At 71.8% G+C, this 25,144-nt stretch carries 26 protein-coding genes; 6 read left to right on the top strand and 20 right to left on the bottom strand.

Annotated features, from left to right (window positions below; translation table 11 throughout):
* Nucleotides 1-26: 26 nt before the first annotated feature.
* Complete coding sequence (locus ACYBSK_RS01820; protein ID WP_457475049.1) at nt 27-2,552, bottom strand: ATP-dependent Clp protease ATP-binding subunit; 2,526 nt, start codon at nt 2,550-2,552, stop codon at nt 27-29.
* A 431-nt stretch (nt 2,553-2,983) separates the two neighbouring features.
* Between ACYBSK_RS01820 and ACYBSK_RS01815 the strand changes: the two genes are divergently transcribed.
* Nucleotides 2,984-3,631 carry an SCO3374 family protein gene (locus tag ACYBSK_RS01815; protein ID WP_457475048.1) on the top strand — a complete coding sequence of 216 codons (648 nt, stop codon included), beginning with the start codon at nt 2,984-2,986 and terminating at the stop codon, nt 3,629-3,631.
* Here ACYBSK_RS01815 and ACYBSK_RS01810 read toward each other — a convergent pair.
* From ACYBSK_RS01810 to ACYBSK_RS01765, 10 genes are all read right to left on the bottom strand, one after another.
* Nucleotides 3,610-3,942: a histone-like nucleoid-structuring protein Lsr2 gene (locus tag ACYBSK_RS01810; RefSeq protein WP_457475047.1), complete on the bottom strand. Its 333-nt coding sequence runs from the start codon at nt 3,940-3,942 to the stop codon at nt 3,610-3,612. The two genes, ACYBSK_RS01815 and ACYBSK_RS01810, sit on opposite strands and share 22 nt — an antisense overlap.
* Before the next feature lie 248 nt (nt 3,943-4,190).
* Nucleotides 4,191-4,751, bottom strand: a complete 561-nt coding sequence (locus ACYBSK_RS01805; protein ID WP_457475046.1) for an amino-acid N-acetyltransferase — start codon at nt 4,749-4,751, stop codon at nt 4,191-4,193.
* 9 nt (nt 4,752-4,760) lie between these two features.
* A complete protein-coding gene (locus ACYBSK_RS01800; protein ID WP_457475045.1) occupies nt 4,761-5,189 on the bottom strand; it encodes a BlaI/MecI/CopY family transcriptional regulator in 429 nt (142 codons plus the stop codon).
* A gap of 124 nt (nt 5,190-5,313) precedes the next feature.
* Complete coding sequence (locus tag ACYBSK_RS01795; protein WP_460244945.1) at nt 5,314-5,502, bottom strand: hypothetical protein; 189 nt, start codon at nt 5,500-5,502, stop codon at nt 5,314-5,316.
* A 13-nt stretch (nt 5,503-5,515) separates the two neighbouring features.
* Nucleotides 5,516-6,115 carry a hypothetical protein gene (locus tag ACYBSK_RS01790; RefSeq protein ID WP_460244944.1) on the bottom strand — a complete coding sequence of 200 codons (600 nt, stop codon included), beginning with the start codon at nt 6,113-6,115 and terminating at the stop codon, nt 5,516-5,518.
* Between the two features lie 101 nt (nt 6,116-6,216).
* Nucleotides 6,217-7,014, bottom strand: coding sequence for a type III pantothenate kinase (locus ACYBSK_RS01785; protein ID WP_457475042.1), 798 nt, complete (start codon nt 7,012-7,014; stop codon nt 6,217-6,219).
* Nucleotides 7,014-7,988: a carboxylating nicotinate-nucleotide diphosphorylase gene (gene nadC, locus ACYBSK_RS01780; protein WP_460246939.1), complete on the bottom strand. Its 975-nt coding sequence runs from the start codon at nt 7,986-7,988 to the stop codon at nt 7,014-7,016. The genes ACYBSK_RS01785 and nadC overlap by 1 nt, the downstream gene beginning before the upstream one ends.
* Nucleotides 7,989-8,017: 29 nt before the next feature.
* On the bottom strand, nt 8,018-9,733 hold the full coding sequence (locus ACYBSK_RS01775) for an L-aspartate oxidase (RefSeq protein WP_460244943.1): 1,716 nt from the start codon (nt 9,731-9,733) through the stop codon (nt 8,018-8,020).
* Nucleotides 9,730-10,689 carry a pantoate--beta-alanine ligase gene (gene panC, locus ACYBSK_RS01770; RefSeq protein WP_460246938.1) on the bottom strand — a complete coding sequence of 320 codons (960 nt, stop codon included), beginning with the start codon at nt 10,687-10,689 and terminating at the stop codon, nt 9,730-9,732. Before panC ends, ACYBSK_RS01775 begins: the two co-directional genes overlap by 4 nt.
* A gap of 68 nt (nt 10,690-10,757) precedes the next feature.
* Nucleotides 10,758-11,657 (bottom strand): Rossmann-like and DUF2520 domain-containing protein, encoded by a 900-nt coding sequence (locus ACYBSK_RS01765; protein WP_457475040.1) that lies wholly within the window; start codon nt 11,655-11,657, stop codon nt 10,758-10,760.
* Between the two features lie 170 nt (nt 11,658-11,827).
* On the opposite strand from ACYBSK_RS01765, the gene ACYBSK_RS01760 reads away from it, so the two are divergent.
* Nucleotides 11,828-12,991 (top strand): threonine aldolase family protein, encoded by a 1,164-nt coding sequence (locus ACYBSK_RS01760; RefSeq protein WP_460244942.1) that lies wholly within the window; start codon nt 11,828-11,830, stop codon nt 12,989-12,991.
* 31 nt (nt 12,992-13,022) lie between these two features.
* Here the strand turns inward: ACYBSK_RS01760 and ACYBSK_RS01755 are convergent, their stop codons facing one another.
* Complete coding sequence (locus ACYBSK_RS01755) at nt 13,023-13,244, bottom strand: hypothetical protein (RefSeq protein ID WP_457475038.1); 222 nt, start codon at nt 13,242-13,244, stop codon at nt 13,023-13,025.
* A gap of 177 nt (nt 13,245-13,421) precedes the next feature.
* Here ACYBSK_RS01755 and ACYBSK_RS01750 point away from each other — a divergent pair, with 177 nt between their 5' ends.
* Nucleotides 13,422-14,528 (top strand): DUF5937 family protein, encoded by a 1,107-nt coding sequence (locus ACYBSK_RS01750; protein WP_460244941.1) that lies wholly within the window; start codon nt 13,422-13,424, stop codon nt 14,526-14,528.
* A gap of 17 nt (nt 14,529-14,545) precedes the next feature.
* Here ACYBSK_RS01750 and ACYBSK_RS01745 read toward each other — a convergent pair whose 3' ends face one another.
* Genes ACYBSK_RS01745 through ACYBSK_RS01735 form a run of 3 tightly spaced genes read right to left on the bottom strand, consistent with a single transcriptional unit; the run spans nt 14,546 to nt 17,111 of the window.
* A complete protein-coding gene (locus tag ACYBSK_RS01745; RefSeq protein WP_460244940.1) occupies nt 14,546-15,172 on the bottom strand; it encodes an AAA family ATPase in 627 nt (208 codons plus the stop codon).
* Between the two features lie 23 nt (nt 15,173-15,195).
* A complete protein-coding gene (locus ACYBSK_RS01740; RefSeq protein WP_457475035.1) occupies nt 15,196-15,867 on the bottom strand; it encodes a response regulator transcription factor in 672 nt (223 codons plus the stop codon).
* 41 nt (nt 15,868-15,908) lie between these two features.
* Nucleotides 15,909-17,111, bottom strand: coding sequence for a sensor histidine kinase (locus ACYBSK_RS01735; protein ID WP_457475034.1), 1,203 nt, complete (start codon nt 17,109-17,111; stop codon nt 15,909-15,911).
* 128 nt (nt 17,112-17,239) lie between these two features.
* Here ACYBSK_RS01735 and ACYBSK_RS01730 point away from each other — a divergent pair, with 128 nt between their 5' ends.
* Entirely contained in the window at nt 17,240-18,265 is a 1,026-nt protein-coding gene (locus tag ACYBSK_RS01730; protein WP_460244939.1) for an SAM-dependent methyltransferase, read from the top strand.
* Here ACYBSK_RS01730 and ACYBSK_RS01725 read toward each other — a convergent pair.
* Entirely contained in the window at nt 18,230-19,414 is a 1,185-nt protein-coding gene (locus ACYBSK_RS01725; protein ID WP_457475032.1) for an NADH-quinone oxidoreductase subunit D, read from the bottom strand. The two genes, ACYBSK_RS01730 and ACYBSK_RS01725, sit on opposite strands and share 36 nt — an antisense overlap.
* Between ACYBSK_RS01725 and ACYBSK_RS01720 the strand changes: the two genes are divergently transcribed.
* Complete coding sequence (locus ACYBSK_RS01720) at nt 19,413-19,928, top strand: PH domain-containing protein (protein WP_457475031.1); 516 nt, start codon at nt 19,413-19,415, stop codon at nt 19,926-19,928. The two genes, ACYBSK_RS01725 and ACYBSK_RS01720, sit on opposite strands and share 2 nt — an antisense overlap.
* Entirely contained in the window at nt 19,925-21,277 is a 1,353-nt protein-coding gene (locus tag ACYBSK_RS01715) for a PH domain-containing protein (RefSeq protein WP_460244938.1), read from the top strand. The genes ACYBSK_RS01720 and ACYBSK_RS01715 overlap by 4 nt, the downstream gene beginning before the upstream one ends.
* Before the next feature lie 134 nt (nt 21,278-21,411).
* Here the strand turns inward: ACYBSK_RS01715 and ACYBSK_RS01710 are convergent, their stop codons facing one another.
* The 4 genes from ACYBSK_RS01710 to ACYBSK_RS01695 all read right to left on the bottom strand — a co-directional run bounded on the left by ACYBSK_RS01710 (nt 21,412) and on the right by ACYBSK_RS01695 (nt 25,070).
* The gene (locus ACYBSK_RS01710) at nt 21,412-22,449 is read right to left on the bottom strand and encodes a hypothetical protein (protein ID WP_460244937.1); all 1,038 of its coding nucleotides are present in this window, start codon (nt 22,447-22,449) and stop codon (nt 21,412-21,414) included.
* A 163-nt stretch (nt 22,450-22,612) separates the two neighbouring features.
* Complete coding sequence (locus tag ACYBSK_RS01705) at nt 22,613-23,578, bottom strand: ABC transporter substrate-binding protein (protein WP_460244936.1); 966 nt, start codon at nt 23,576-23,578, stop codon at nt 22,613-22,615.
* A 50-nt stretch (nt 23,579-23,628) separates the two neighbouring features.
* A complete protein-coding gene (locus ACYBSK_RS01700) occupies nt 23,629-24,297 on the bottom strand; it encodes an ABC transporter permease (protein WP_457475027.1) in 669 nt (222 codons plus the stop codon).
* Nucleotides 24,294-25,070, bottom strand: a complete 777-nt coding sequence (locus ACYBSK_RS01695) for an ABC transporter permease (RefSeq protein WP_460244935.1) — start codon at nt 25,068-25,070, stop codon at nt 24,294-24,296. Before ACYBSK_RS01695 ends, ACYBSK_RS01700 begins: the two co-directional genes overlap by 4 nt.
* Between the last annotated feature and the right edge of the window lie 74 nt (nt 25,071-25,144).

The raw sequence follows: 25,144 nt of genomic DNA, 5'->3' as shown, positions 1-25,144 counted from the left end.
CCCGGTTCACGCTCGCCCCGGAGGGGTTACGCGTCCTTGCTCAGGTTCGGGCCGCCACCGGCAGCCGCGTCCTCGATCGGCGGAGCGTCCGGCAGCGCCGACTTCTCCTCGCCGCGGAAGGTGAAGGTCTTGTTCTCGCCCTCGCCCTCCGTGTCGACGACCACGATGTGGCCCGGCCGCAGCTCGCCGAAGAGGATCTTCTCCGACAGGCTGTCCTCGACCTCGCGCTGGATCGTGCGCCGCAGCGGACGCGCGCCGAGCACGGGGTCGTAGCCCTTCTTCGACAGCAGTTCCTTGGCGGACTGCGAGAGCTCGATGCCCATGTCGCGGTCCTTCAGGCGCTCGTCCACCTTCGAGATCATCAGGTCGACGATCTCCAGGATGTCGCCCTGGCTGAGCTGCGGGAAGACGACGACGTCGTCGACACGGTTGAGGAACTCGGGACGGAAGTGCTGCTTGAGCTCGTCCGACACCTTGTTCTTCATGCGCTCGTAGTTGGACTTCGTGTCGCCCTGGGCCGCGAAGCCGAGGTTGAAGCCCTTCGAGATGTCACGGGTTCCAAGGTTGGTCGTCATGATGATGACCGTGTTCTTGAAGTCCACGACACGACCCTGGGAGTCGGTCAGACGACCGTCCTCCAGAATCTGCAGCAGCGAGTTGAAGATGTCCGGGTGGGCCTTTTCGACCTCGTCGAAGAGAACCACCGAGAACGGCTTGCGCCGCACCTTCTCCGTCAGCTGGCCGCCCTCTTCGTAGCCCACGTAACCGGGGGGCGAACCGAAGAGCCGCGAAACCGTGTGCTTCTCGCTGAACTCCGACATGTCGAGGGAGATCAGCGCGTCCTCGTCACCGAAGAGGAACTCGGCGAGCGCCTTGGACAGCTCGGTCTTACCGACACCGGACGGACCGGCGAAGATGAACGAACCACCGGGACGCTTCGGGTCCTTCAGACCGGCGCGCGTACGACGGATCGCCCGCGAGAGCGCCTTGACGGCGTCCTTCTGGCCGATGACCCGCTTGTGGAGCTCGTCCTCCATGCGCAGCAGACGCGAGGACTCCTCCTCGGTCAGCTTGAAGACCGGGATGCCGGTGGCGGTCGCGAGGACCTCGGCGATCAGCTCGCCGTCGACCTCGGCGACGACGTCCATGTCGCCGGCCTTCCACTCCTTCTCGCGCTTGGCCTTCGCCGCCAGCAGCTGCTTCTCCTTGTCGCGGAGCGAAGCTGCCTTCTCGAAGTCCTGGGAGTCGATGGCCGACTCCTTGTCGCGGCGCACGCCCGCGATCTTCTCGTCGAACTCGCGGAGGTCCGGCGGCGCGGTCATCCGGCGGATGCGCATCCGGGAACCGGCCTCGTCGATCAGGTCGATCGCCTTGTCCGGCAGGAAGCGGTCCGAGATGTACCGGTCGGCCAGGGTCGCGGCCTGGACGAGGGCCTCGTCCGTGATGGAGACACGGTGGTGGGCCTCGTAGCGGTCGCGCAGGCCCTTGAGGATCTCGATCGTGTGCGGCAGCGACGGCTCCGCGACCTGGATCGGCTGGAAGCGGCGCTCGAGGGCCGCGTCCTTCTCCAGGTGCTTGCGGTACTCGTCGAGCGTCGTCGCACCGATGGTCTGGAGCTCACCGCGCGCCAGCATCGGCTTGAGGATGCTCGCGGCGTCGATGGCGCCCTCGGCGGCACCCGCACCGACCAGCGTGTGCAGCTCGTCGATGAACAGGATGATGTCGCCGCGGGTGCGGATCTCCTTGAGGACCTTCTTCAGGCGCTCCTCGAAGTCACCGCGGTAGCGGGAGCCGGCGACGAGCGCGCCGAGGTCGAGGGTGTAGAGGTGCTTGTCCTTGAGGGTCTCGGGCACCTCGCCCTTGACGATGGCCTGAGCGAGGCCCTCGACGACGGCGGTCTTGCCGACGCCGGGCTCACCGATCAGGACCGGGTTGTTCTTGGTCCGGCGCGACAGGACCTGCATGACGCGCTCGATCTCCTTCTCGCGCCCGATGACCGGGTCGAGCTTGGACTCACGAGCGGCCTGCGTCAGGTTGCGGCCGAACTGGTCGAGCACCAGGGACGTGGAGGGCGTGCCCTCGGCAGGACCGCCGGCGGTGGCGGTCTCCTTGCCCTGGTAACCGGAGAGCAGCTGGATGACCTGCTGCCGCACCCGGTTGAGGTCTGCGCCCAGCTTGACCAGGACCTGGGCGGCGACGCCCTCGCCCTCACGGATCAGGCCGAGCAGGATGTGCTCCGTGCCGATGTAGTTGTGGCCCAGCTGAAGGGCCTCGCGGAGCGACAGCTCCAGGACCTTCTTGGCACGGGGGGTGAAGGGGATGTGGCCGGACGGGGCCTGCTGGCCCTGGCCGATGATCTCCTCCACCTGCTGGCGGACCGCCTCGAGCGAAATCCCGAGGCTCTCCAGGGCCTTAGCGGCGACACCCTCGCCCTCGTGGATCAAGCCCAGGAGGATGTGCTCGGTGCCGATGTAGTTGTGGTTGAGCATCCGGGCTTCTTCCTGAGCCAGGACGACAACCCGCCGCGCGCGGTCGGTGAACCTCTCGAACATCGTTAATCGCTCCTCAGAGCGGTCAGGCAGTTAGGGGTCGGTCCCCTCCCTGTCCTTCCGCAGCTTAGTCCCGCAAGCGGGGACCGCTCATTCCATCTGCCGACACCCGTTCATGGCCTCCTGCCCCGAACGCCGACAACTGCTCCAACCCGATGGTGCGAGACGATGTTCCCGCAGGCCAGGCAGATACCCTCACCATCACTACGCCGATGGCGAACGCGGACCGCCTCTCCCGCTCGTGTCGCCCCTCCCACTAGGGAATGTCTTACCCGCACGGACTGACACTCCATGCGGCGCGCGCCGGTTCCCTCCGCTACGGGCGAACAACTTTGCGCCGCCCAACACGTCCGTACGCCCCCATTTCGGACACACAGCGCAAGCGTACGGCGACAGCGCGTAACCCCGGCGGCCCGGTGGCTGTTGCTCCTGGCATGGTCCCCACTTCCGGCACGACCGTTCCCGCCCCCCGCCAGCCCCTCACCGACACCGGACGCGATCCGGTCCGGCAGTGGTACGAGGAGGAGCTCGGCTGGGCGACGACGCCCGGACCCGACGGCGTCATGCTGCGCACCGGGCTGCGCTTCGACGTGCTGGAGGTGCCCGCCGACGCCGGCTTCGCGATGCTGCGCAGACTCGATCCCCGGTCACCGGTGGCCGTGCGCGGGGAAACGATGCGCCTCCTGGTCGCGCCGGGCAGCGCGGAGGAGGTGCCGGGGCTGCTCGACTGGCTGGAGTGGGGGGCGGTGCCCCTGGACCTCGTGGCCGTCGGAGCGGGCGGTCTCATGGACGCGCCGACGCCTCCGGGCTGGTACGGCTCGCAGGAGGCCGCCGTCTGGGTGCGGCCCCCCGAGCCCGGCTGCGAGGTGGAACCGGTGCTACCGGCCCTGACGAGCCTGACGGCCGTCTCGACCTGGTCGGTCGTGGGGGGCGGTGGGGGCGCCCCCGATCTCGTACGCCTCGTGGACACGGCGGCGACACACTGCCACCGGGCCCGCCTTCGTCGCGGCGCGGCCGCGCCGGCGAACACTTCGACAAAGCGGCCCATGCGGCCGTCCAGTCAGCCGTTGGCCTTCTCGTAGGCCTCACGGATCGACTGGGGAACCCGGCCGCGGTCGTTGACCTCGTATCCGTTGTCCTTCGCCCACGCGCGGATCTGCGCGGTGTCCTGGTTGCCACCGGACGTCGCGCGCGCCTTGCCCCGGCCGCTCGAACGGCCACCGGTGCGACGACCGCCCTTGAGGTACGGCTCGAGGAGGCCGCGGAGCTTGTCCGCATTGGCGGTGGTGAGGTCGATCTCGTACGACTTGCCGTCGAGCGCGAACGTCACGGTCTCGTCCGCCTCGCCACCGTCGAGGTCATCGACAAGAAGGACCTGAACCTTCTGTGCCACCGGATTTCCTTTCATCGAAATCTGAAGGGCGGCCCCGCGACCACGGCCGCTGTTTCGCCGTCCCCTTGTTATATGCAGTACTGCAGTACGTCGGAAAGCAAACCGCTTTTGCCCGAAAAACACAAACCCCTGGCTGAGATCCGGGAGAGATCCCGGAGTTGAACACTGCCCAGCGGACCCAAAAACATGCGCGATTCGGACATAGGGAACCGCACAAGCACGGATGCCGGAATACCGTCCGGCGGCGATCACAGATGCAGAAGCATCCGGCTGTTGCCCAAGGTGTTCGGTTTCACTCGTTCGAGTCCGAGGAACTCTGCTACGCCCTCGTCATAGGAACGCAGCAGCTCGCTGTAGACATCGGTGTCAACCGTATCGACGGGCGTCTCTCCGATCTCCACGAAGCCGTGCTTCGCGAAGAACTCGACTTCGAAGGTGAGGCAGAAAACGCGCCGAACACCGATCCAGCGTGCGGTCTGAAGAAGCTTCTCCAGCAGCAGATGTCCGACACCCGACCCCTTGACCTGGGGATCCACCGCGAGCGTGCGGACTTCCGCGAGGTCTTCCCACATGATGTGCAGGGCTCCACAGCCGACCACCGCGGCGTTGTCGTCGCGTTCCGCGACCCAGAACTCCTGGATGTCCTCGTAAAGCGTCACGGTGGCTTTGTCGAGCAGGATCCCCTGACGGCTGTACGCGTCCAGCAGGCGGCGCACCTCCGGCACATCGGCCGTCCTCGCCCTCCGTACGGTGACCGCTTTAGCGGTCGATTCGACGGCTGACACGACTTCGGGGAGCTCTGCTGGCATGTCCGGACGCTATCGCCCGGCCTCGCCGACCGCTTGCTCGGGGCCCGACGGGACTTCGGCGGCCTCTTCGCCCGGTACTTCGGGCTGAACGATCCGCATGGCATCCCTGAGCGCCTCGCGCTGCTGCGACGACATCATCCCGAAGAACGCGACGAGCGCGGCGGCGGGGTTGTCGCTCTGCGCCCAGGCCTCGTTCATCAGCGCGGCCGAGTACGCGGCGCGGGTGGAGACCGCCTCATATCGATAGGCCCGGCCTTCCGCTTCGCGGCGCACCCAGCCCTTCTGATGGAGATTGTCCAATACGGTCATGACGGTCGTATAGGCGATGGACCGTTCCTGTTGGAGGTCCTCCAGTACTTCCCTGACCGTGACCGGGCGGTTCCACTTCCACACCCGCGTCATCACTGCGTCTTCGAGTTCTCCCAAGGGGCGCGGCACGAGAAGCACAATAGTGGGAGAAGTCGGTAATTCAACGTGGGACGTGGCGTCAGTCGCCAATCAACCACAAAAGGGGCGCCCGACGGGCGCCCCTCAGTGCGGTTCGTACCAGGTCGCGGCGGTCTCAGGCGCCGGCGCTGGGCTGCGTGCCGCCGCCCTGCTGGGCGGCCTCCGCGCGCGCGTAGGCGGCGTCGACGGCCGCGTCTTCCTTGTTCTTCTTGTCGCCGCCCTGCGACTTCACGATGGTCACGATCAGACCGATGAAGAACGCGGCCATCACGACCGGGGGCACGAGCGCGGAGACGTAGTCCATGTCTCCAGAGTAGCTATCCCGCCGCCAGTTCCCGCGACGGGGCCGGGGGCTGGGCGGGGCGGCGCTTCGGCGGGAAGACCTCGGCCGGGGTCGGGACGGGCCGCTGGGGCGTTCCGGGGGCCGGCCTGGAGGGCCCCTGCGGGTTCGCCGCCGAGAGGCCGCCGGGGAGGGCGAGCAGGTACGTGCGGGAGGCCGGGACGCGGGAGCGGTACCGCGCGTCGAGCTTGTCCCGTACGCCCTGTTCGGCCAGGGCGCTACAACGGTCCAGGAGGGCCGCGGCGGCCGGGTTGCCGGGCAGCGCGCGCAGCGCCGCGAGGTCGTCGGCGCCGGGCTTGTGGCCCGCCGCCAGAGCCTCCTGGAGAAGGCTCAGGTAGCCGGGCGCGGAGCCGGGCAGGGCGGCCCGGTAGCGGTCGAGGTCGGAGCGCAGGAAGGCCCGCAGGCGGAGGCCTTCCTGGGTCGCCTCGTCGAGCGACTCCGCGAGCCGGAGACAGTCCCGGACGTCCTCGTCCGAGGCGGGGCTGGGGTGGAGGGCGAGGGCGAGGGCGCGTCGGAGCACACGCAGCTCTTCTGCACCGAACGCCATGCCGCCGCGGTTTCCGTAGGGCGTGGGCATGAAATGACGGTACGGCCTATTACGGACAAATCGGCTTAACCGGCAATTTCCGGGCGCGCCCCGCCCTCCGGTGACAGCGGCGCCTCCAGCGCTTCAGAGCCTCAGAGCCGCGACACGTTCCGCTCGTAGACCAGCCGCAGGCCGATCAGCGTCAGCCACGGCTCGTGCTCGTCGATCACGGTGGACTCGCCGAGGACCATGGGCGCCAGCCCGCCCGTGGCGATCACGGTCACGTCGTCCGGGTCGTCCGCGAGCTCGCGCGCCATCCGGTTCACGACGCCGTCGACCTGGCCCGCGAACCCGTACACGATGCCCGCCTGCATCGCCTCGACCGTGTTCTTGCCGATGACGCTGCGCGGCCTGGCCAGCTCGATCTTGCGGAGCTGGGCGCCGCGCATGCCGAGGGCCTCGACCGAGATCTCGATGCCGGGGGCGATCACGCCGCCCGCGTACTCCCCGCGCGCGGAGACCGCGTCGAAGGTCGTCGCCGTACCGAAGTCCACGACGATCGCCGGGCCGCCGAACATCTCGACGGCCGCGACCGCGTTGATGATGCGGTCGGCGCCGACCTCCTTGGGGTTGTCCATGAGGATCGGCACGCCGGTCTTGATGCCGGGCTCGACCAGGACGGCGGGGACGTCGCCGTAGTAGCGGCGGGTGACCTCGCGCAGCTCGTGCAGGACCGAGGGGACGGTCGAGCAGATGGCGATGCCGTCGATGCCGTCGCCCAGTTCGTCGCCGAGCAGCGGGTGCATGCCCATCAGGCCCTGGAGCAGGACGGCGAGTTCGTCGGCGGTTCTGCGCGCGTCCGTGGAGATGCGCCAGTGCTCGATGATCTCCTCGCCGTCGAACAGGCCGAGGACGGTGTGGGTGTTGCCCACGTCGATGGTGAGCAGCATCAGGCGTCCGCCTCGCGCAGGTCGAGGCCGATGTCGAGGATCGGCGAGGAGTGGGTGAGGGCTCCTACGGCGAGGAAGTCGACGCCCGTCTTCGCGTACGCGGCGGCGTTCTCCAGCGTGAGGCGGCCGGAGGACTCCAGCAGGGCGCGGCCGTCGGTGACCGCCACGGCCTCCTCGGTCTCGCCCGGCGTGAAGTTGTCCAGGAGGATCAGGTCGGCGCCCGCGTCGAGGACCTCGCGCAGCTGGTGCAGCGTGTCGACCTCGACCTCGATCGGCAGCCCGGGGAACCGGTCGCGCACCGCCTGGAAGGCCTGGGCGACACCGCCGGCCGCCACCACGTGGTTGTCCTTGACCAGGGCCGCGTCCGACAGGGACATGCGGTGGTTGACGCCGCCGCCCATGCGGACCGCGTACTTCTCCAGGGAGCGCAGGCCCGGCGTCGTCTTGCGGGTGTCGCGGACCTTCGCCCTGGTGCCGTCCAGCACGTCCGCCCACGCGCGCGTGGCCGTCGCGATGCCGGAGAGGCGGCACATGATGTTGAGCGCCGTGCGCTCGGCGGTCAGCAGGTCGCGGGTGCGGGTGGTGACGGAGAGCAACTTCTGGCCGGCCTCGACCCGGTCGCCGTCCTCGGCGTGCCGCTCGACCTCGAACTCGTCGGTGGCCACGACGGAAATGACCGCCTCGGCGACCCGCAGGCCCGCCACGACGCCCGCCTCGCGGGCCGTGAAGTCGGCGGTGGCGACGGCCTCCTCGGGGATCGTGGCGACGGTCGTGACGTCCACGCCGCCGTCCAGGTCCTCCGTGATGGCCATGTGGGCGATGTCCTCGATCTCGACCGGGTGCAGGCCCGCGTCGAGCAGCAGCTGGGCGAGCGACGGGTCGAGGCCGCACTCCATGACGTCGTCGGCGTGTCCGTCGATGCCCTGCGCGCAGCCGCAGTTGTCGCCGCAGCCGCCGCTGTCGGCGTCTGCCATGGGGAGGTCGGGGGTGGCGCTCACGTCGGTCACTGCTCCTGAGGGTTCTTTGCCGTTGCGGGGAAGTCTGCTGTGGGTGTGGTGTACGTGGCCAGAGTCCGGTCCGGGTTCAGGCGTACGACGATGTGGCGGCGCCAGTTCGCATCGTCCCGGTCGGCGTGGTCCTCGCGCCAGTGGCAGCCGCGGGTCTCCTCGCGGCGGCGGGCGGCGGCGACCAGGACGCGGGCCACGCACAGGAGGTTGGTGGCCTCCCAGGTGTCGACGCCGGGCTCGGCCGTCTTGCCGTTCTCCGTCAGGGCGTTGACCGCTTCGGCGTGGATGCGGCCGAGCTGGGCGGCGGCCTCGGCGAGGGAGTCGGCGGAGCGCAGGACGCCCGCGCCCGCCGTCATCACGCGCTGGATCGCGAAGCGCGCCTCCGGGGGCAGCAGCGGGTGCGTCGGGGTCCGCGGGTGCTCCACCGGGGCGGGCACGCGCGCGGGGAGACGGTTTTCCGCGTGCTGCCGCTCGATGTCGTCCGCGATGCGCTCGGCGTAGACCAGGCCCTCCAGCAGGGAGTTGGAGGCCAGCCGGTTCGCCCCGTGGACGCCGGTGCAGGCGACCTCGCCGCACGCGTACAGGCCCGGCACCGTGGTGCGGCCGTGCAGGTCGGTGCGGACGCCTCCGGAGGCGTAGTGCGCGGCCGGGGCGACCGGGACGGGCTCGGTGACCGGGTCGATGCCGTGGGCGCGGCAGGCCGCGAGGATCGTGGGGAACCGGTTCCCCCACATGTCGGCGCCGAAGTGCCGCGCGTCCAGGTACATGTGCTCGGTGCCGAGCTCCTGCATGCGGCGCGTGATGCCCTTGGCGACGATGTCGCGGGGCGCCAGCTCGGCCAGTTCGTGCTGGCCCACCATGAAGCGCACGCCGTCCCCGTCCACCAGGTGCGCGCCCTCGCCGCGGACGGCCTCGGAGACGAGCGGCTGCTGGCCCTCGGCGTCGGCGCCGAGGAACAGCACGGTGGGGTGGAACTGGACGAATTCGAGGTCGCTGACCTCGGCGCCCGCGCGCAGGGCGAGCGCGACGCCGTCGCCGGTGGAGACGTGCGGGTTCGTGGTGGCGGAGAAGACCTGGCCCATGCCGCCGGTCGCGAGGACCACGGCGGGCGCCAGGACGGCGCCCACGCCGTCGTGCTGGCCCTCGCCCATGACGTGCAGGGAGACACCGGCGGTGCGGCCCTCGGTGTCCGTCAGCAGGTCCAGGACCAGGGCGTTCTCGACGGTTTCCACGCCACGCGCGCGGACCGCCTCGACCAGCGCGCGGGAGATCTCCGCTCCGGTCGCGTCGCCGCCCGCGTGGGCGATGCGGCGGCGGTGGTGGCCGCCCTCCCGGGTCAGTTCGAGGTCGCCCTCGGCGGACTCGTCGAAGTGCGCGCCGGTCGCGATGAGGCGGCGTACGGCGTCGGGTCCCTCGGTGACGAGCGTGCGCACGGCGGCCTCGTCGCACAGGCCGACGCCGGCGACGAGGGTGTCGTCCAGGTGCTGCTCGGGGGTGTCGCCCTCGCCGAGCGCCGCGGCGACGCCGCCCTGCGCCCAGCGCGTGGAGCCCTCGTCGAGGCTGGCCTTGGTGACGACGACCGTACGCAGGCCCGCGGCCTGGCAGCGCAGCGCCGCGGTGAGGCCCGCGACGCCGGAGCCGACGATCACGACGTCGGCGTCGATGTTCCAGCCGGGGGCGGGGGCGTGCAGTCGTATGCCTGTGCTCGTCACGAGAGGGCTCCGAACGTCAGGGGCAGGTTGTCGATGAGGCGGGTGGTGCCCACGCGCGCGGCGACCGCGAGGACGGCCTCGCCCTCGAAGCCGTCGGTCACGTCCGTGAAGTCGCGCGGATCGACCAGCGCGACGTAGTCGAGCTCCACCGGCGGCTGGAGGCGCTTGGCCTCGTCGAGGACCTGGCGGGCCGCCGCGAGGACGGCCGAGGGACGGCCCGGGGACGCGGTCGCGACGGCGTGCGCGTCGGCGGCGGCGCGGGCCTCGCCTATCTTGCCGAGCGCCCTGGCCCGCGCGCGCGGGGTCGGGCTCTCGGCGGCACGCGCGCGAAGGGCCTCCTGCGCGGCGTGCCGGTCGCGGCCGGCGAACAGGGCGCCCGAGAGGGCCAGCGCGCTGCGGCGCTCGGCCGGGGACAGGTAGCGGTTGCGGGAGGACAGCGCGAGCCCGTCGTCCTCGCGGACCGTGGGCACGGCGACGATCTCCACGTCGAAGTTCAGATCGCGCGCCATGCGGCGCACCAGGGCCAGTTGCTGCGCGTCCTTCTGGCCGAAGAGGGCCACGTCCGCGCGCGTGAGGTGCAGCAGCTTGGCGACGACGGTGAGCATGCCGTCGAAGTGGCCGGGCCGGGAGGCGCCTTCGAGCCGCTCCCCCATGGGGCCCGCCGTGATCCGGATCTCGGGCTGCCCGCCCGGGTACACCTCGTCGACGGACGGCGCGAACACGGCGTCGGCGCCCGCCTCTTCGGCGATCCGGACGTCGGCGTCCAGGGTGCGCGGATAGCGGTCGAGGTCCTCGCCCGCGCCGAACTGGAGCGGGTTCACGAAGACGGTGACGACCACTTCGCCGTCGGCGCCCGCGCGGGCCCTGGCCGAGCGGATCAGGGTGGCGTGGCCCTCGTGCAGGGCGCCCATCGTCATGACGACGACGCGCTGCCCGGTACGCGTGCGTGCCCGCATGTCCTCGCCCCGGTGGAGGAGCCGCGTGCGCGACGTCTTCAGGGGCTCGGCGGGGGTCCTGGTGGGGCTCATCGGGTCTCCTCCGCGCCGGTCGCGAGGACGCCCAGCAGGTCCTCGGCCAGCTCCGGCTTCAGCAGGCCGTGCGCGAGCGCGCGGTCGGCGGTCGCGCGGGCCATCGCGAGATAGCCGGCGACGGTCTGGGGGGCGTGCTTGCGCAACTCCGTGACGTGGGCGGCGACGGTGCCCGCGTCGCCGCGCGCCACCGGGCCCGTGAGGGCGGCGTCGCCGGACCTGAGCGCGTTGTCGAGGGCCGCGCCGAGCAGCGGGCCGAGCATCCGGTCGGGGGCGCCGACGCCCGCCTCGCGGAGCAGTTCCATGGCCTCGGCGACCAGGGTGACCAGGTGGTTCGCGCCGAGCGCGAGGGCCGCGTGGTAGAGCGCGCGGTTCTCCTCGGCGATCCACTCGGGTTCACCGCCCATCTCGATGACCAGGGCCTCGGCGGCGAGCCGCAGCTCCTCGGGCGCGGTCACGCCGAACGAGCAGCCGGCCAGGCGCTGGACGTCGACGGCGGTGCCGGTGAACGTCATCGCGGGGTGCAGCGCGAGCGGCAGGGCGCCCGCGCGCAGGGCGGGGTCGAGGACCTTCGCGCCGTACCGGCCCGAGGTGTGCACGAGCAGCTGGCCCGGACGTACGGCGCCGGTCTCGGCGAAGCCCTCGACCAGGCCCGGCAGCACGTCGTCGGGGACGGTGAGGAGCACCAGGTCGGCCTGGGCGAGGACCTCGGCGGGCGGCACCAGGGGCACGTCGGGCAGCAGTGTCGCGGCCCGCCGCACGGAGGCGTCGGAGACCCCGGAGACGGCGACCGGGCGGTGCCCGGCGAGCTGGAGGGACGCGGCGAGGGCGGGGCCGACGCGGCCCGCGCCGACGACGCCGACGGTCAGGCGGGCGGGGCGGTCCTTGGGGTCCATTGGTTCGGATCGCGGGTTCGGAGGGGGTGGTGTCACGAGGCGATGGCCTTCCGTTCCAGTCCGCTCGGGGTACCGGACGATTTCTCGTCATGTTAACGCTATCTGTGGGAGCGGGCCCCGGCTGTCCACAGGCTGTGGGCAAGCGCACGTGGGTGCGTCATGATCGACGGATGTACGGAACCGCCGAGAACTCTGCCACCTCCGAGAAGAACCAGGCCGAACGGCTGATCGCGGCCCTGCGCGGCGCCGGGCGGACGCTGGCCCGCAGGCCGAACGAGGCCACGGTGGGTGAGCGCTGGAACAGCCTGACCGAAGCCGCGTCGAAGGTGGCCGACCTCGGGGACGGCGTCGACGTCTACGGCGACGGGGTGGTGGCCGACCTGGAGGCGAAGGTCGCCGCGCTGCTCGGCAAGGAGGCGGCCGCGTTCTTCCCCACCGGCACCATGGCGCAGCAGGTGGCGCTGCGCTGCTGGGCGGGCCGCACCGGCGACGCCACGGTGGCCCTGCATCCGCTGGCGCACCCCGAGGTGCACGAGCGGGAGGCGCTGACGGCGGTGGCGGGGCTGCGCACGGTGCATCCCACGCGCGCGGCGCGCCAGATCAGCGCCGACGACCTGCACGGCCTGGACGAGCCGTTCGGGACGCTGATGCTCGAACTGCCGCTCAGGGACGCCGGGTTCACGCTGCCCACCTGGGAGGAGCTGGAGGAGGTCTGCGAGACGGCACGCGCGCGGGACGCCGTGATCCACTTCGACGGCGCCCGGCTGTGGGAGACCGCGACGCACTTCGGGCGCCCGCTGGACGAGATCGCGGAGCTCGCGGACAGCGTCTACGTGTCGTTCTACAAGTCGCTCGGCGGCCTCAGCGGCGCGGTGCTCGCGGGCCCGCAGTCGCTGGTCGGCGAGGCCAGGGCCTGGCGGCACCGCTACGGCGGCCAGGTCTTCCAGCAGTTCCCGCAGGCGATCGCGGCGCTGGCCGGCCTGGAGCGGGAGCTGCCGCGGCTGCCCGAGTACGTGGCGCACGCGCGCGTGGTCGCGCGGGCGCTGCGCGAGGGGTTCGCGCAGGCGGGTGTCACGGGGGCGCGGGTGTTCCCGGAGGTGCCGCACACGCACCAGTTCAAGGTCTGGCTGCCCTACGCCGCCGACGCGCTCACGGAGGCCGGGATCGCGCAGGCCGAACAGACCCGGACGGCGCTGTTCGCGCGCTGGGCGGACGAGGGCGCGGTGCCGGGGCTCGCGGCCACGGAGGTCACGGTCGCCGCGGCGGGCCTGGAGTGGGGCCCCGACGACGTCCGCGCGGCCGTCGCGGACTTCGTGGGGCGGATCCCCTCGTAGCGGGGGCGGATCCCCCTCGTAGGGGCGGGGCTCAGCAACCGGCCGGGTGGCCGCGCCGTCCCGACAGGCGGCGGGTCAGGGCCGCCCGGATCCGGCCGCGGGCGGGGCGCTCCGCCACGACCGCCCGGAACCGGCGGTAGTCGCGCAGTTCGCGGAGGGCGGCGACGTCGTGCCGTCCGGGGGCCGGCGGGGCGGCTTCGCCGCGCTGAGCGGCGCGATAGAGGTCGATCGCGTACTGCTGGGTGACGCTCATGTCGAACACCTCGCTCTTCATCTCGATTGTCGCGCTGCGCCCCGGAATGAGCCCGTTTGCTGCCGTTCGGGGCCGATGGGTACGAGACTGCGTCCGGCGGCGCCGTGCGGTCACGTCGATTGACGGGAGCCGTCAATCGACGGCCCGACTGTCAGTGGGGCCGTGCACCATGGGGTCATGAGCGTGCGCATCGACATCACGGGCCTGACGCCCGAGCGGATCCACGTCGTGCCCTCGCCCCTGGCCGAGCTGGGCATGGCGCTGCACGCGCTGTCGGAGCCCGCCCATCACCCGGGGCTCCAGGGGTGGACGACGAGCGTGGCGGCGTGCCTGGATCCGTGCCTCGCGGACCGGATGTGCGAGGCCGACTTCCTGTGGCGGACGACGTTCTCGGACGTCTTCACGCCGTCCGCCGGGATACCGGGGCGGCGCACGCTGCCCGGCGCGACGCTCACGGAGGAGCTCGACCTGCTCGACAAGCTCTCCGACGAGGAGTTCGTGGACGCGGCGCTGGAGTTCACCTGCCAGTCGTCGTACGCGGAGCGCGCGGTGAACCGGCTGGACGACCCGAGCACCCGCGAGCGCGCGCTCGAACTCGCGGCCGCGCGCGGGGCGCCCCAGGTCCGCTTCACCCAGCGTCTCCTGGAGGACCCGCCCGCCATCAGGGCGTGGTTCCGGGAGCTGATGCAGGACTGCGACGAGGCGTTCTTCTCGGACGTCTGGGCGCGGGTGCGGCACCAGCTGGCGGCCGACGCCCGGCACAAGACGGAGGTGCTGCGCCGCAAGGGGCTCAAGGAGGCCCTCGCGGCGACGTCCTCGGCGGTCTCGCTCGACGAGGCGGGCCCCGCCATCGTCGTCGACAAGATCTCCGACGGGCGTACGGAGTCGGGCAGCGGCCATCTGATGCTGACGCCGACCAGCCTGGGGTGGCCGCATCTGTGGGTGCTCCACCGCAAGGGCTGGCAGCCGATGATCACGTACCCGGTCGCCTCCCCCGGGCTCACGACACCGGCCTCGGTCGAGCAGCTGACGCGGCGCATGGCGGCGCTCGCCCACCCGGCGCGCATGCGGCTGTGCCGGCATCTGGCCCGGGGCCCGTACACGACGAGCGAGCTGGCCGACGCGCACGGCCTGTCCGCGCCGGAGATATCCCGGCACCTGTCGGTACTGAAGAAGGCGGGCCTGATCACGACGCGGCGGCGCGGCCGCTACGTGCAGCACCAGCTGGACCTGAGCGTCGTCTCCCGGCTCGGCGGGGACTTCATCGAGGGCGTGCTGCGCTAGGGAGCGCCGAGGGTTCGCTAGCGGATGTGCCGCAGGCCGGTGAGGACCCTGCGCGCCCGCTCCCGCAGCGGTCCGCCCGTGTGCGGTCGCAGGGTGAGCCCCGAGAGCACCGCTATCCGGTCCGCGGTCTTCGGGACCGTCGTGTCGTCCGTCCACAGGTGCTCGGCGAACTCCGGCTCCTGGAGTTTCAGCAGGCACTCGTCGAGCTGCCGCTCGGCCCAGCTCTCGCCCCTGGCGGGCGCGTTCCTGCCGAGCGCGCGCCTCAGGGCGTGCACGGGGCGGCGCTCGCGCAACCGGCGCAGCACCGTCTCGCGGGAGGCCAGGAGCGTGAAGTGGTGCACCTCGTGGCCCTGTTCGCGCAGCCGGCCCAGGACCTGGTCGTGGTGCGTGAGGTCCGTGAGCGTCATCGGGACGATGACATGCCCGTCGTGCCTGGTCAGGGCGAGGTCGAGGGTCTCGTACACGCCCTCGCGCCACGACCTCAGGTCCCGGAAGTCGCCACGCAGCGCTGGGGGGAGCGCCCGGTGCAGACCGAAGCCGATGTGCTCCGGATCGCAGACGACGCTGCCCGGTAATCGGCGCAGCAGCTCGTGCGCGGTCTGCGTCTTGCCGCCTCCGAAGGGCCCGTTGATCCAGAGAAGCATGCGCAGACCTTAGAGGCTGCGGCTCAGCCCTGTCCGCCCGCCCGGACAAGTCCCGTCTCGTAGGCGAGGACGACGACCTGGACCCGGTCGCGCAGGTCCAGCTTGGTCAGGATGCGGCCCACGTGGGTCTTCACGGTGGCCTCGGAGAGGACAAGCCGCGCGGCGATCTCGCCGTTCGAGTGCCCCTGGGCGACCAGGATCATGACCTCGCGCTCACGCTCGGTGAGCCGCTCCAGGCGCTTGTGCTGCGGCTGGTCGGGACTGCTGGGCAGCATCGGGGCGAACCGGTCGAGCAGCCGCCGCGTCGTGGACGGCGCCACCACCGCGTCGCCGCTGTGCACGGCACGGATCGCGGTGAGCAGCTCGCCCGGCGGCACGTCCTTGAGCATGAAGCCGGAGGCCCCCGCCCGCAGCCCAGAGAACGCGTACTCGTCCAGGTCGAACGTGGTCAGGATGAGCACCTTGGGCGGTTCGGGCTCGGAGCAGATCCGCCGCGTCGTCTCGACCCCGTCGAGCTTCGGCATGCGGACGTCCATCAGGACCACGTCCACCGCCGTGGAGCGCAGCACCTCCAGCGCCTCGACGCCGTCGCCCGCCTCGGCGACGACCTCCATGTCCGGCTGCGCGGCCAGCACCATGCGGAAGCCGGTACGCAGCAGTACCTGGTCGTCGACGAGCATGACCTTGATCGACATCGGGCGGTCCTCACTTGTACGCGTCAATGGACTTGTACGTGTCAATGGGCGGGCTTGAGAGGCAACAGCACGCTGATACGGAATCCACCGCCGGGCCGCGGCCCCGCGTCCAGCGTGCCGCCGACCATACCGACGCGCTCGCGCATCCCGATGAGGCCGTGGCCGCGGCCGTCCGCGCCCCCGTCCTCGTACAGCTCGTGCGGGGCGCCCTTGCCGTCGTCCTCGACGAGCAGGCCGAGGCCGTCGTCGAAGTAGACGAGGCGGACGCTGGCGCCCGCGTTCGGACCGCCGTGCTTACGGGTGTTGGTGAGGGCTTCCTGGACGATGCGGTAGGCGGTCAGCTCGACGCCGCTGGGCAGCGGGCGCGGGGTGCCCTCGACCTTGAAGTCGACCGGGAGGCCCGCCGTGCGCACCTGTTCGACGAGCTCCTCTATCTGCTCGACGTCGGGCTGCGGGACGTACTCGCCGGCCTCCTCGTGCTCCCCGGTGCGCAGCACGCCGAGCAGCCTGCGCATCTCGGCGAGGGCCTGCCTGCCGGTGCCCGAGATGGTCTCCAGGGCCTTCTTGGCCTGTTCGGGCGCCTGGTCGAGGACGTAGGCGGCGCCATCGGCCTGGACCACCATCACCGACACGTTGTGCGCGACGACGTCGTGCAACTCGCGTGCGATGCGCGCCCGTTCCGCCGCGACGGCGACCTTCGACTGCGCCTCGCGCTCCTTCTCCAGGCGGTTCGCGCGCTCCTCCAGCTGGGCCAGGTACGCGCGTCTGGTGCGCAGCGAGTCACCGAGCACCCAGGACAGGGCGAAGGGGACCGACGTGAACACGACGACGGCGATCTGGCCGAGCGTGCTGCCCTGCGTCTCGGGCCAGCGCAGCTGCGCGAGCGGCGCCGCGCACAGCCCGCCGGCCAGCGCGACACGGGAGGCCCAGCGGGCGCCGTTCGCGGCGACCGTGTAGACGATCACCAGCATCGCGAAGTCGGCCGGCATGGTCTCGACGTCGAACACCAGCTGCGCCAGGCCCGCCACGGCGGCGAGCACGAGCATCCGCTCCGGCATCCGGCGGCGCAGCGTGACCACCACGGACAGCATGACGGAGGTGACGATCAGCGCCGCCTCGTTCCCGCGCGGCGGGTTGCCTCCGACCCCGCTGCCCGCGACCACGGACATGCCGAGAAGAATCGCGGCCCAGAAGCCGTCGACCCATGTCGGGTGTCTGCGGAGGAAGTCGTAGACGCGCTGCACGTAACCCAGAGTAGGGAAGCGTGCAGCGTGCAGGGGTCAACCGGAGGGCCGATCCGGACCCGGCGCGCGTACTCCTGAAGGTGGAGGCTCCGCGCGGCGCACGCGCCCGGCGCGCATAGCCTGCACGCGTGGAGAACGGACGAGGGGTGGCACCGCGCGGGTGGCGCGCGGCCACCGAAGAGGCGCTGTACGGACCGGCCGGCTTCTACCGGAGGCCGGAGGGCCCCGCCGGGCATTTCCGCACGTCGGTGCATGCCTCGCCGCTGTTCGCCGGGGCCGTCGCCGAGCTGTTGTGCCGGGTGGACGCGGCCCTGGGCGAGCCCGCGGAGCTGGCGTTCGTCGACATGGCGGCGGGGCGCGGCGAGCTCGTTTCACGCGTCCTGAAGGTGCTGCCGGAGAAAGTGGCGGCACGCGCGCGTGCGTACGCGGTGGAGAAGGCGGAGCGCCCCGCGGAACTCGACCACCGGATCGAGTGGCGGGCCGAACCGCCCACCGGGGTGACCGGTCTGCTCTTCGCGAACGAGTGGCTCGACAACGTGCCCCTGGACGTCGTCGAGACGGCCGCGGACGGCACGCCCCGCCTGGTCCTCGTCCACGAGGACGGCACGGAGACCCTCGACTCCGCGCCCCTCGACACGGCGTCCGCGCACTGGCTGCGGCAGTGGTGGCCGCTGCCGCCCGAGCCGGGCCTGCGCGCCGAGGTGGGACGGCCCCGCGACGAGGCCTGGGCGGCGGCCGTACGCGGCCTGGAGCGCGGCCTCGCCGTCGCGGTCGACTACGCGCACACGCGCGCGTCCCGGCCGCCCTTCGGCACGCTCACGGGCTTTCGCGACGGCCGGGAGACGGCTCCCGTGCCCGACGGCTCCTGCGACATCACGGCGCACGTGGCGCTGGACGCGTGCGCGGCCACCGCGGGGGCCCGCCTGCGCACGCAGCGCGCCGCCCTGGGCGCCCTGGGCGTGACGGGCGGCCGTCCGCCGCTGGCCCTGGCCTCCCGGGACCCGGCGGCGTACGTCCGGGCGCTCGCGGGCGCGGGAGAGGCCGCGGAGCTGACGGCACGCGGCGGGCTCGGCGACTTCGGATGGCTCGTCGAGCCCGTCGGCGTCGACGCGGACGGCCTACTTGTCGATGTCCCCGACCACGAAGAACAGTGACCCGAGGATCGCCACCATGTCGGCGACGAGCGTGCCCGGCAGCAGTTCGGTCAGCGCCTGGATGTTGTTGTACGAGGCGGACCGCAGCTTGAGCCGGTACGGCGTCTTCTCGCCCTTGGAGACGAGGTAGTAGCCGTTGATGCCGAGCGGGTTCTCCGTCCACGCGTACGTGTGGCCCTCGGGCGCCTTGAGGACCTTCGGCAGGCGCTGGTTGACCGGCCCCTGGGGGAGGTCGGCGATCCGGTCGAGGCAGGCGTCGGCGAGGGCGAGCGCGTTGTGCGTCTGCGCCAGGAGGCACTCGAACCGGGCCAGGCAGTCGCCCTCCTGCCGCGTGACGACCTTCAGGGTGTCCTGGAGCTCCCCGTAGGCGAGGTACGGCTCGTCGCGCCGCAGGTCGAAGTCGACGCCGGAGGCGCGGGCGATCGGGCCGCTCACCCCGTAGGCGTGCGCGGCCTCGGCGGACAGCACGCCCACCCCGCGCGTACGGCCCCGGAAGATCTCGTTGCCGAGGACCAGGTTGTCGTAGACGTCCATGCGGGAGCGCACCGAGGCGACGGCCTCGCGCGCGCGGGTCGTCCAGCCGAGCGGCAGGTCCTCCTTGAGGCCGCCGACGCGGTTGAACATGTAGTGCATGCGCCCGCCGGAGACCTCCTCCATGACGTTCTGGAGCTCCTCGCGCTCCCGGAAGGCGTGGAAGACCGGTGTGATTCCGCCAAGTTCGAGCGGGTACGAACCAAGAAACATCAGATGGTTGAGCACCCGGTTGAGCTCCGCGAGCAGCGTCCGCAGCCACACGGCGCGCTCCGGCACCTCCATGCCCAGCATCCGCTCCACGGCGAGCACGACGCCCAGTTCGTTGGAGAACGCGGAAAGCCAGTCGTGGCGGTTGGCGAGCATCACGATCTGCCGGTAGTCGCGCGCCTCGAAGAGCTTCTCCGCACCGCGGTGCATGTAGCCGATGACCGGCTCCGCGTGCTGGATCCGCTCGCCGTCGAGCACGAGACGCAGGCGCAGCACACCATGGGTGGAAGGATGCTGCGGACCGATGTTGAGCACCATGTCGGTGCTCTCCGCGGCACCACCGATGCCGACCGTGGCCTGAGTCGTGGGCGTCATGGACACAGTCTCTCGTACGTAGGGTGCATCCATGGAGACAGGGGCGACAGGGGCGACAGGCGCGGCGGGCCCGACCGAGGCACCGGCGCAGGAGTGGACCGGGCTGCCGTCCGGCCTGCTGAGACTGCGCCGTCTGCTGCTGCTCGTATGGCTGGTGCCGCTGACGGCCGCCACCGCCGTGCTGCTCGCCCTCTTCGCGGGCCCCGGCTGGGCGGCGTTCGCCGCGCTCCCGCTCGCGGTCCTGCTGTGGGGCTGGGTGATGCTCGGGCGCAACTGGCGCTCGTGGCGGTACGCGGAGCGGGCCGACGACCTGCTGATCAGCCGCGGCATCCTGTGGCACGAGGAGACGATCGTGCCGTACGGGCGGATGCAACTGGTCGAGGTGTCCTCCGGCCCGCTGGAGCGGAAGTTCGGCCTGGCCAGCCTGCAACTGCACACCGCCGCCGCGGCCACCGACGCCACGATCCCCGGCCTCGCGCCCGCCGAGGCCGAGCGGCTGCGCGACCGCCTCACCGAACTCGGCGAGGCCCGATCGGCGGGCCTGTGACGGCCTCCCGCGTCCCCGCGGACGCCCAGGACCAGGAGCCCGCCGAAAGGCTGCGAGAGCGGCGCCTGCACCCCGTCACGCCGCTGCGCCGCGCGTGGGCACCGATCGCGATCCTGCTCGGCTGGGCCGTCCACGACATGGACCAGGCGCAGCGCCAGCTCGCCCAACTCACCGCCACCACGCTGCTCCTGGGCCTCGCCGTGCTCGTGCCGGCGGCCGCTCTGTACGGGTTCCTCACCTGGTGGTTCACGCACTTCGCGGTGACGGACACCGAACTGCGCATCCGTACGGGCCTGTTGTTCCGCCGCACCGCCCACATCCGGCTCGACCGCCTCCAGGCGGTGGACGTCACGCAGCCGCTCCTCGCCCGGTTCGTCGGCGTGGCCAAGCTGAAGCTCGACGTGGTGGGCGCCAACAAGAAGGACGAACTCGCCTTCCTGGGCGAGCGCGAGGCCCGCGACCTGCGCGCCGAACTCCTCGCCCGCGCCGCCGGATTCGCGCCCGAGTCGGCACGGGACGTGGGCGAGGCCCCCGCGCGCCCCATCGCGCACACGCCCCCGCGCATGCTCGCGGTGGCGCTGCTGCTCACCGGCGGGCCCTGGGCGATGGTGCTCGCCGCGTTCGTCGTGCCGACGGTCCTGTGGTTCGTCACCCACAACCTGTGGACGGTGATCGCGGTCGCGGTGCCGCTGGCCGGCGGGGCGTTCACCAACAGCGCGGGCCGGTTCATCAAGGAGTACGACTGGACGGTCGGCGAGTCCCAGGACGGGCTGCGCATCGACCACGGGCTGCTCGACCGCGAGCACGAGACGGTGCCGCCCGGCCGGGTCCAGACCGTACGGATCGTCGAACCGCTGCTGTGGCGGCGCCGCGGCTGGGTCCGCGTCGAGCTGCACGTCGCCGGGTCCTCGAACACGGTGCTGGTGCCGGTGGCGCCGCGCGAGCGGGCCGAGGACGTCGTCGCGCGGATCCTGCCGGGCGTCGCGGTGCCGAAGCCGGGCGAGTTCGCGCGGGCGCCGCGGCGGGGGCGCTGGTGCGTGCCGGTCTGGTGGCGGGGCTACGGGGTGGCCGTCACGGAAACGGTGTTCGCCGCGCGCCACGGGCTGTTGCAGCGCCACCTCTCGCTCGTCCCGCACGCCAAGGTGCAGAGCGTGCGCGTCACGCAGGGGCCCTGGGGGCGGTACTGGCGCGTCGCCGACCTGCACCTCGACACGGGCGCCAACAAGACGGTGACCGCCCGGCTGCGGGACGCGCAGGAGGCGGCGGAGCTGCTGCGGGCGCAGGCCGACCGGTCCCGTACGGGGCGGCGGGACGCGCGGCCGGACCGGTGGATGGCGGACCACGGGTGAAACGGGTGAGGGGCGGGCCGGCACGCAGCCGCCCCGCCCCTCTTCCGATGTCACGCCGTGGACGTCACGCCTTGAATGGCACGCCTTGAATGGCACGCCCGGCGCGTGACGCCTGGTGCGTCACGCGCGCAGTCTCAGGCCCGCAGCGCCGACCTCAGCTCGCCCATGTCGATCTGCTCCGTCTCGTCGTGCTCGGTCAGGTCGATGACCTGCTGCTCACGCTCGTCGCCGGCGGAGGCGGTGGCGTCCTCCGCCTGTGCGGCCTCTTCGGCCTCTTCGGAGGCGGTGACGTCCTCGGCCGCCGGAGCCTCCTCAGGAGCCGTGGCGCCCTCGGAGGACCGGTCCTCGACGCCCTCGGAGGCCCTGGCCTCCACCTCGGCGTCGGTCTCGGCCGCCAGCTCCGCGCCGACGACGTCCGCGAGGTCCTCGTCCTTGCGCAGCGCGTGCCCGGCGGCCGCGCCCGAACCGAAGAAGTCGAAGCCGCCCTGGGGGGCCTTCCGCGCGGGCGCGGCGGGCGCGACCATCGCGGCGGTCGGCACCGTGAAGTGGCCGGCCGCCGCGCGGGGCTTCCCCTGCGAATCGGTCTCCTCAACGGCCGCGGCCTCGGAGGCGGGCCGGGCGAGCCGGTCGAGGACGGCGCCGGCCCGCCGGTACATCTCCGGGGTCGGCCGTCCCGGTACGGCCGGGGGCACGGGCGGCAGCGCCCGCGCCGGGGCGGCGGCCTCTATCGCGAGCCGGCGACGGCCCTCCAGCGCGCTGGCCCGCTCCGTCTCCGCGTTCGCGTACCGCCGCAGCAGCTCCGCGTGCTCGTTGCGCAGCTTGGCGAGCTCGGCCCGCTTCGCGCGCAGCTTGCCCTCGAGGCGGGCGCGCAGCTCACGGGACTCGTCGAGGTCGCCCTCCAGCTCCGCCACGGCCTCCTCGTGCCGCCAGCGCTCGCTCGCGGCGCCACGCGTCAGCTCGGCGACCCGCTTGCCCGCGAGCTTGTCCCAGCGGCGCATCACCACGGCGCCGACCACCGCCGCCGCGGCGGCCGCCGCGGCGATGCTCCTGAGGACGAGCGGATCGGCGGACAGCCAGGCGCCGCCCGCGCAGACGAGAGGCGCGCCGGCGATCACCGTGGGAGGCAGGAGGCGGTGCAGGGGCGGGGAATGGCGGTGGCGTCCACGTGGCATGGCCAGAAACTTACCGCGCGTAGGCGAATCACGAAGCCCCGCCCGGCAAAATTCGGACACACCTGTCACGGAAACCACCTAACGCCCGTGCCGACAAGGTCGCTTACCGCCGCGGAAACCGAACAGCGTCGTCACGATCATCATCGCCGGACAACTTTCAAGATCATTTTCCGACGAGGTCCTTGGACTCCAGATACTCCTTCGCGACATCGGCTTCCTTCTGCCGCTCGGCGTCGACCTTCCTGTTCAGCTCGATGAGATCGTCGGTCGTGAGCGTCTTCGTCAGCTTGCCCAGGACTTCCGCGATCTTCTTGTCGCCCGCGTCCTTGGCGTTCACCACCGGAACGATGTTGTCCGCGTTCTGCAGCTTCTTGTCGTCCTCGAGAAGGACGAGGTCGAAGTTGTCCAGCGTCGCGTCGGTCGTGGTCGTCAGGACCAACTGGTCCGTGCCGTTCTTCACCGCCTGCTTGGACTGCGTGGTGCCGACGCCCTTGGGGTCGATTCCGGTGACATCGATCCCGTACGACTTCTTGAGGCCCGGGGCGCAGAACGGCCGGGTCTCGCATTCGTCACCGGCGGCGATCTTCACCTTCTGGCCGGACTTGCCGAGATCCGAAAGCGTCTTCAGGTTGTGCTTCTTGGCGTAGTTCTTGCTCACCGCGAACGCGTTCTGATCGACGGCCTCTCCGGCGTCCAGAACCTTCAGGCCCTCCGGTTCGGCGAGCTTGCGCAGCGCGGCCACCGTGTCGTCGACATCGCTCGACGCGACGGGCTCGGCGTCCGCCCCGTTCTTCTCCAGGTTGAGGAATTCGGCGAGCGTCGCCGCGTATTCGGGCACGACGTCGATGGCGCCCTTGGCGAGCTGCGGTTCGTAGATCTCCCGGTTCTCCACCGTCTTGACGGACGCCTCGTACCCGGCGTCGGCCAATATCTGCCGGTACAGCTCACCGAGCACCTTGGCCTCGGTGAACCGCGCGGCGCCGATGACGATCTTGCCCTTTCCGGCCTCGCCCGACCCGCTCGCACCGTCCTTGCCCTCAAGGCTGTCACCGCCGCACGCGGTGAGCCCCGCGGTCAGTGCCCCCACGGCCACGGCCGCCAGGGCCACCCGACGCGTTCTGCTGTTCATCGCTCTCCTCGTCGCACTGCCGGTACCGAAAACACACCTGAATCCTTGGCTCACGCCCGCCGCCGCATCGGGTCGAAGACCCGCCCCGCCAGGACGAACAGGCCCTCCGCGACCAGCGCGAGCGCGGCCACGAGCACCGCCCCGGCGACCACCTGCGGCGTGTCCTGGAGGTTGAACCCCGCGGTGATGATCCGCCCGAGCCCGCCCTCCCCGGCCATCGCGGCCAGCGTCGCCGTCGCGATCACCTGCACCGTCGCGGACCGCAGCCCGGTCATCAGCAGCGGGTACGCCAACGGCAGTTCGACGCGGGCGAAGACCTGCCGCCCGCTCATCCCCATGCCGCGCGCCGCCTCCACCACGGACCGGTCGACCTCCCGCATGCCCACGTACGCGTTGGTGAGCAGCGGCGGCACCGCGAACAGCACCAGCGCGATCAGCGTCGGCACATCGCCGTGCCGGCCCAGCGGGGTGAGCGTGAGCAGCACGAGGACGGCCAGCGTCGGCACCGCGCGCCCCACGTTCGAGATGTTGATCGCGAGCGCGCCGCCCTTGCCGAGGTGCCCCAGCCACAGGGCGAGCGGCAGGGCGATCAGACAGGCGACGGCCAGCGCGACACCGCAGAAGTACAGATGCTCGGCCAGCCGGTGCCACACCCCCTTCTCGCCCTGCCAGTTGGCGCTTGTGGCCAGCCAGTCGTAGGCCCCCGATATCGCGTTCATGCCGCCGCCTTCTCGGGCTCGTCCGCCTGCTCCGGCCCGACGCCCGCCGCGCCGTCACCGCCGCGGAGCCCGCGTATGCGCAAACCGCGCGCCGCCTTCGCGGTCCCCGCCACCCGCGTCCACGGCGTCAGCCACCGCTGCACGCCGAGCAGCAGCAGGTCCGCCAGGACCGCGAGCAGCACGCACAGCACGGACGCGGTGAGCACCTGCGCCTTGAAGTCGCTCTGCAACCCGCCGACGATCAGCGTGCCGAGCCCGCCGTAGTCCACGATCGAGCCGACCGTGGTCAGCGCCACGGTCGAGACCGTCGCGATCCGCACGCCCGCAAGCAGCGCGGGCAGCGCCAACGGCAGCTCGACCTCCCACAGCAGCCTCAGCGGCCCGTACCCCATCCCGCGCGCAGCCTCTCTGGCCTCCTGCGGAACCGACTGCAACCCCGCCAGGATGTTGCGCACGAGAATCGTCAGGGAGTACAGCACGAGCCCCGTGACCACCAGCGACGCCGAGAGCCCGAACAGGGGCAGCAGCAGCGAGAACATCGCCAGCGAAGGGATCGAGTAGAGCACGGTGGTCACGCCGAGCACCGGCCCGGCGAACGCCCGCGCCCGCCGCGCGAGCAGCGCGAGCGGGAAGGAGATCAGCACACCGATCACCACCGACGCCGCGGTGATACCGAGATGTTGGACGGTCGCGTCGACCAACTCCTGGCCGCGGGTGCGCACGTACTCCCCGCACACCCAGTCATTGGCCACCAGGCAGTTCTGCTCGCTCACGCCCGCCACCTCCCCCGATTCCCCGAACGTATGTCAGCCGCCCGCACAGCCGCACGCACGTTTTCCGACTGACG

It is taken from the genome of Streptomyces sp. BYX5S (assembly GCF_054724165.1).
This window is presented reverse-complemented; position numbering and strand designations above follow the sequence as displayed.

Bases quoted from the DNA above. Each gene is read 5' to 3' on its own strand.
- nadC (WP_460246939.1), bottom strand. From the start codon at position 7,988: ATGGCAGACGCCGACAGCGGCGGCTGCGGCGACAACTGCGGCTGCGCG.
- ACYBSK_RS01750 (WP_460244941.1), top strand. From the start codon at position 13,422: ATGAGCGTGCGCATCGACATCACGGGCCTGACGCCCGAGCGGATCCAC.
- ACYBSK_RS01795 (WP_460244945.1), bottom strand. From the start codon at position 5,502: ATGGACTACGTCTCCGCGCTCGTGCCCCCGGTCGTGATGGCCGCGTTC.
- ACYBSK_RS01790 (WP_460244944.1), bottom strand. From the start codon at position 6,115: ATGCCCACGCCCTACGGAAACCGCGGCGGCATGGCGTTCGGTGCAGAA.
- ACYBSK_RS01705 (WP_460244936.1), bottom strand. From the start codon at position 23,578: ATGAACAGCAGAACGCGTCGGGTGGCCCTGGCGGCCGTGGCCGTGGGG.
- ACYBSK_RS01755 (WP_457475038.1), bottom strand. From the start codon at position 13,244: ATGAGCGTCACCCAGCAGTACGCGATCGACCTCTATCGCGCCGCTCAG.
- panC (WP_460246938.1), bottom strand. From the start codon at position 10,689: ATGCGGGCACGCACGCGTACCGGGCAGCGCGTCGTCGTCATGACGATG.
- ACYBSK_RS01710 (WP_460244937.1), bottom strand. From the start codon at position 22,449: ATGCCACGTGGACGCCACCGCCATTCCCCGCCCCTGCACCGCCTCCTG.
- ACYBSK_RS01805 (WP_457475046.1), bottom strand. From the start codon at position 4,751: ATGCCAGCAGAGCTCCCCGAAGTCGTGTCAGCCGTCGAATCGACCGCT.
- ACYBSK_RS01760 (WP_460244942.1), top strand. From the start codon at position 11,828: ATGTACGGAACCGCCGAGAACTCTGCCACCTCCGAGAAGAACCAGGCC.
- ACYBSK_RS01745 (WP_460244940.1), bottom strand. From the start codon at position 15,172: ATGCTTCTCTGGATCAACGGGCCCTTCGGAGGCGGCAAGACGCAGACC.
- ACYBSK_RS01740 (WP_457475035.1), bottom strand. From the start codon at position 15,867: ATGTCGATCAAGGTCATGCTCGTCGACGACCAGGTACTGCTGCGTACC.
- ACYBSK_RS01785 (WP_457475042.1), bottom strand. From the start codon at position 7,014: ATGCTGCTCACCATCGACGTGGGCAACACCCACACCGTCCTCGGCCTG.
- ACYBSK_RS01815 (WP_457475048.1), top strand. From the start codon at position 2,984: ATGGTCCCCACTTCCGGCACGACCGTTCCCGCCCCCCGCCAGCCCCTC.
- ACYBSK_RS01725 (WP_457475032.1), bottom strand. From the start codon at position 19,414: ATGGATGCACCCTACGTACGAGAGACTGTGTCCATGACGCCCACGACT.
- ACYBSK_RS01700 (WP_457475027.1), bottom strand. From the start codon at position 24,297: ATGAACGCGATATCGGGGGCCTACGACTGGCTGGCCACAAGCGCCAAC.
- ACYBSK_RS01820 (WP_457475049.1), bottom strand. From the start codon at position 2,552: ATGTTCGAGAGGTTCACCGACCGCGCGCGGCGGGTTGTCGTCCTGGCT.
- ACYBSK_RS01720 (WP_457475031.1), top strand. From the start codon at position 19,413: ATGGAGACAGGGGCGACAGGGGCGACAGGCGCGGCGGGCCCGACCGAG.
- ACYBSK_RS01765 (WP_457475040.1), bottom strand. From the start codon at position 11,657: ATGGACCCCAAGGACCGCCCCGCCCGCCTGACCGTCGGCGTCGTCGGC.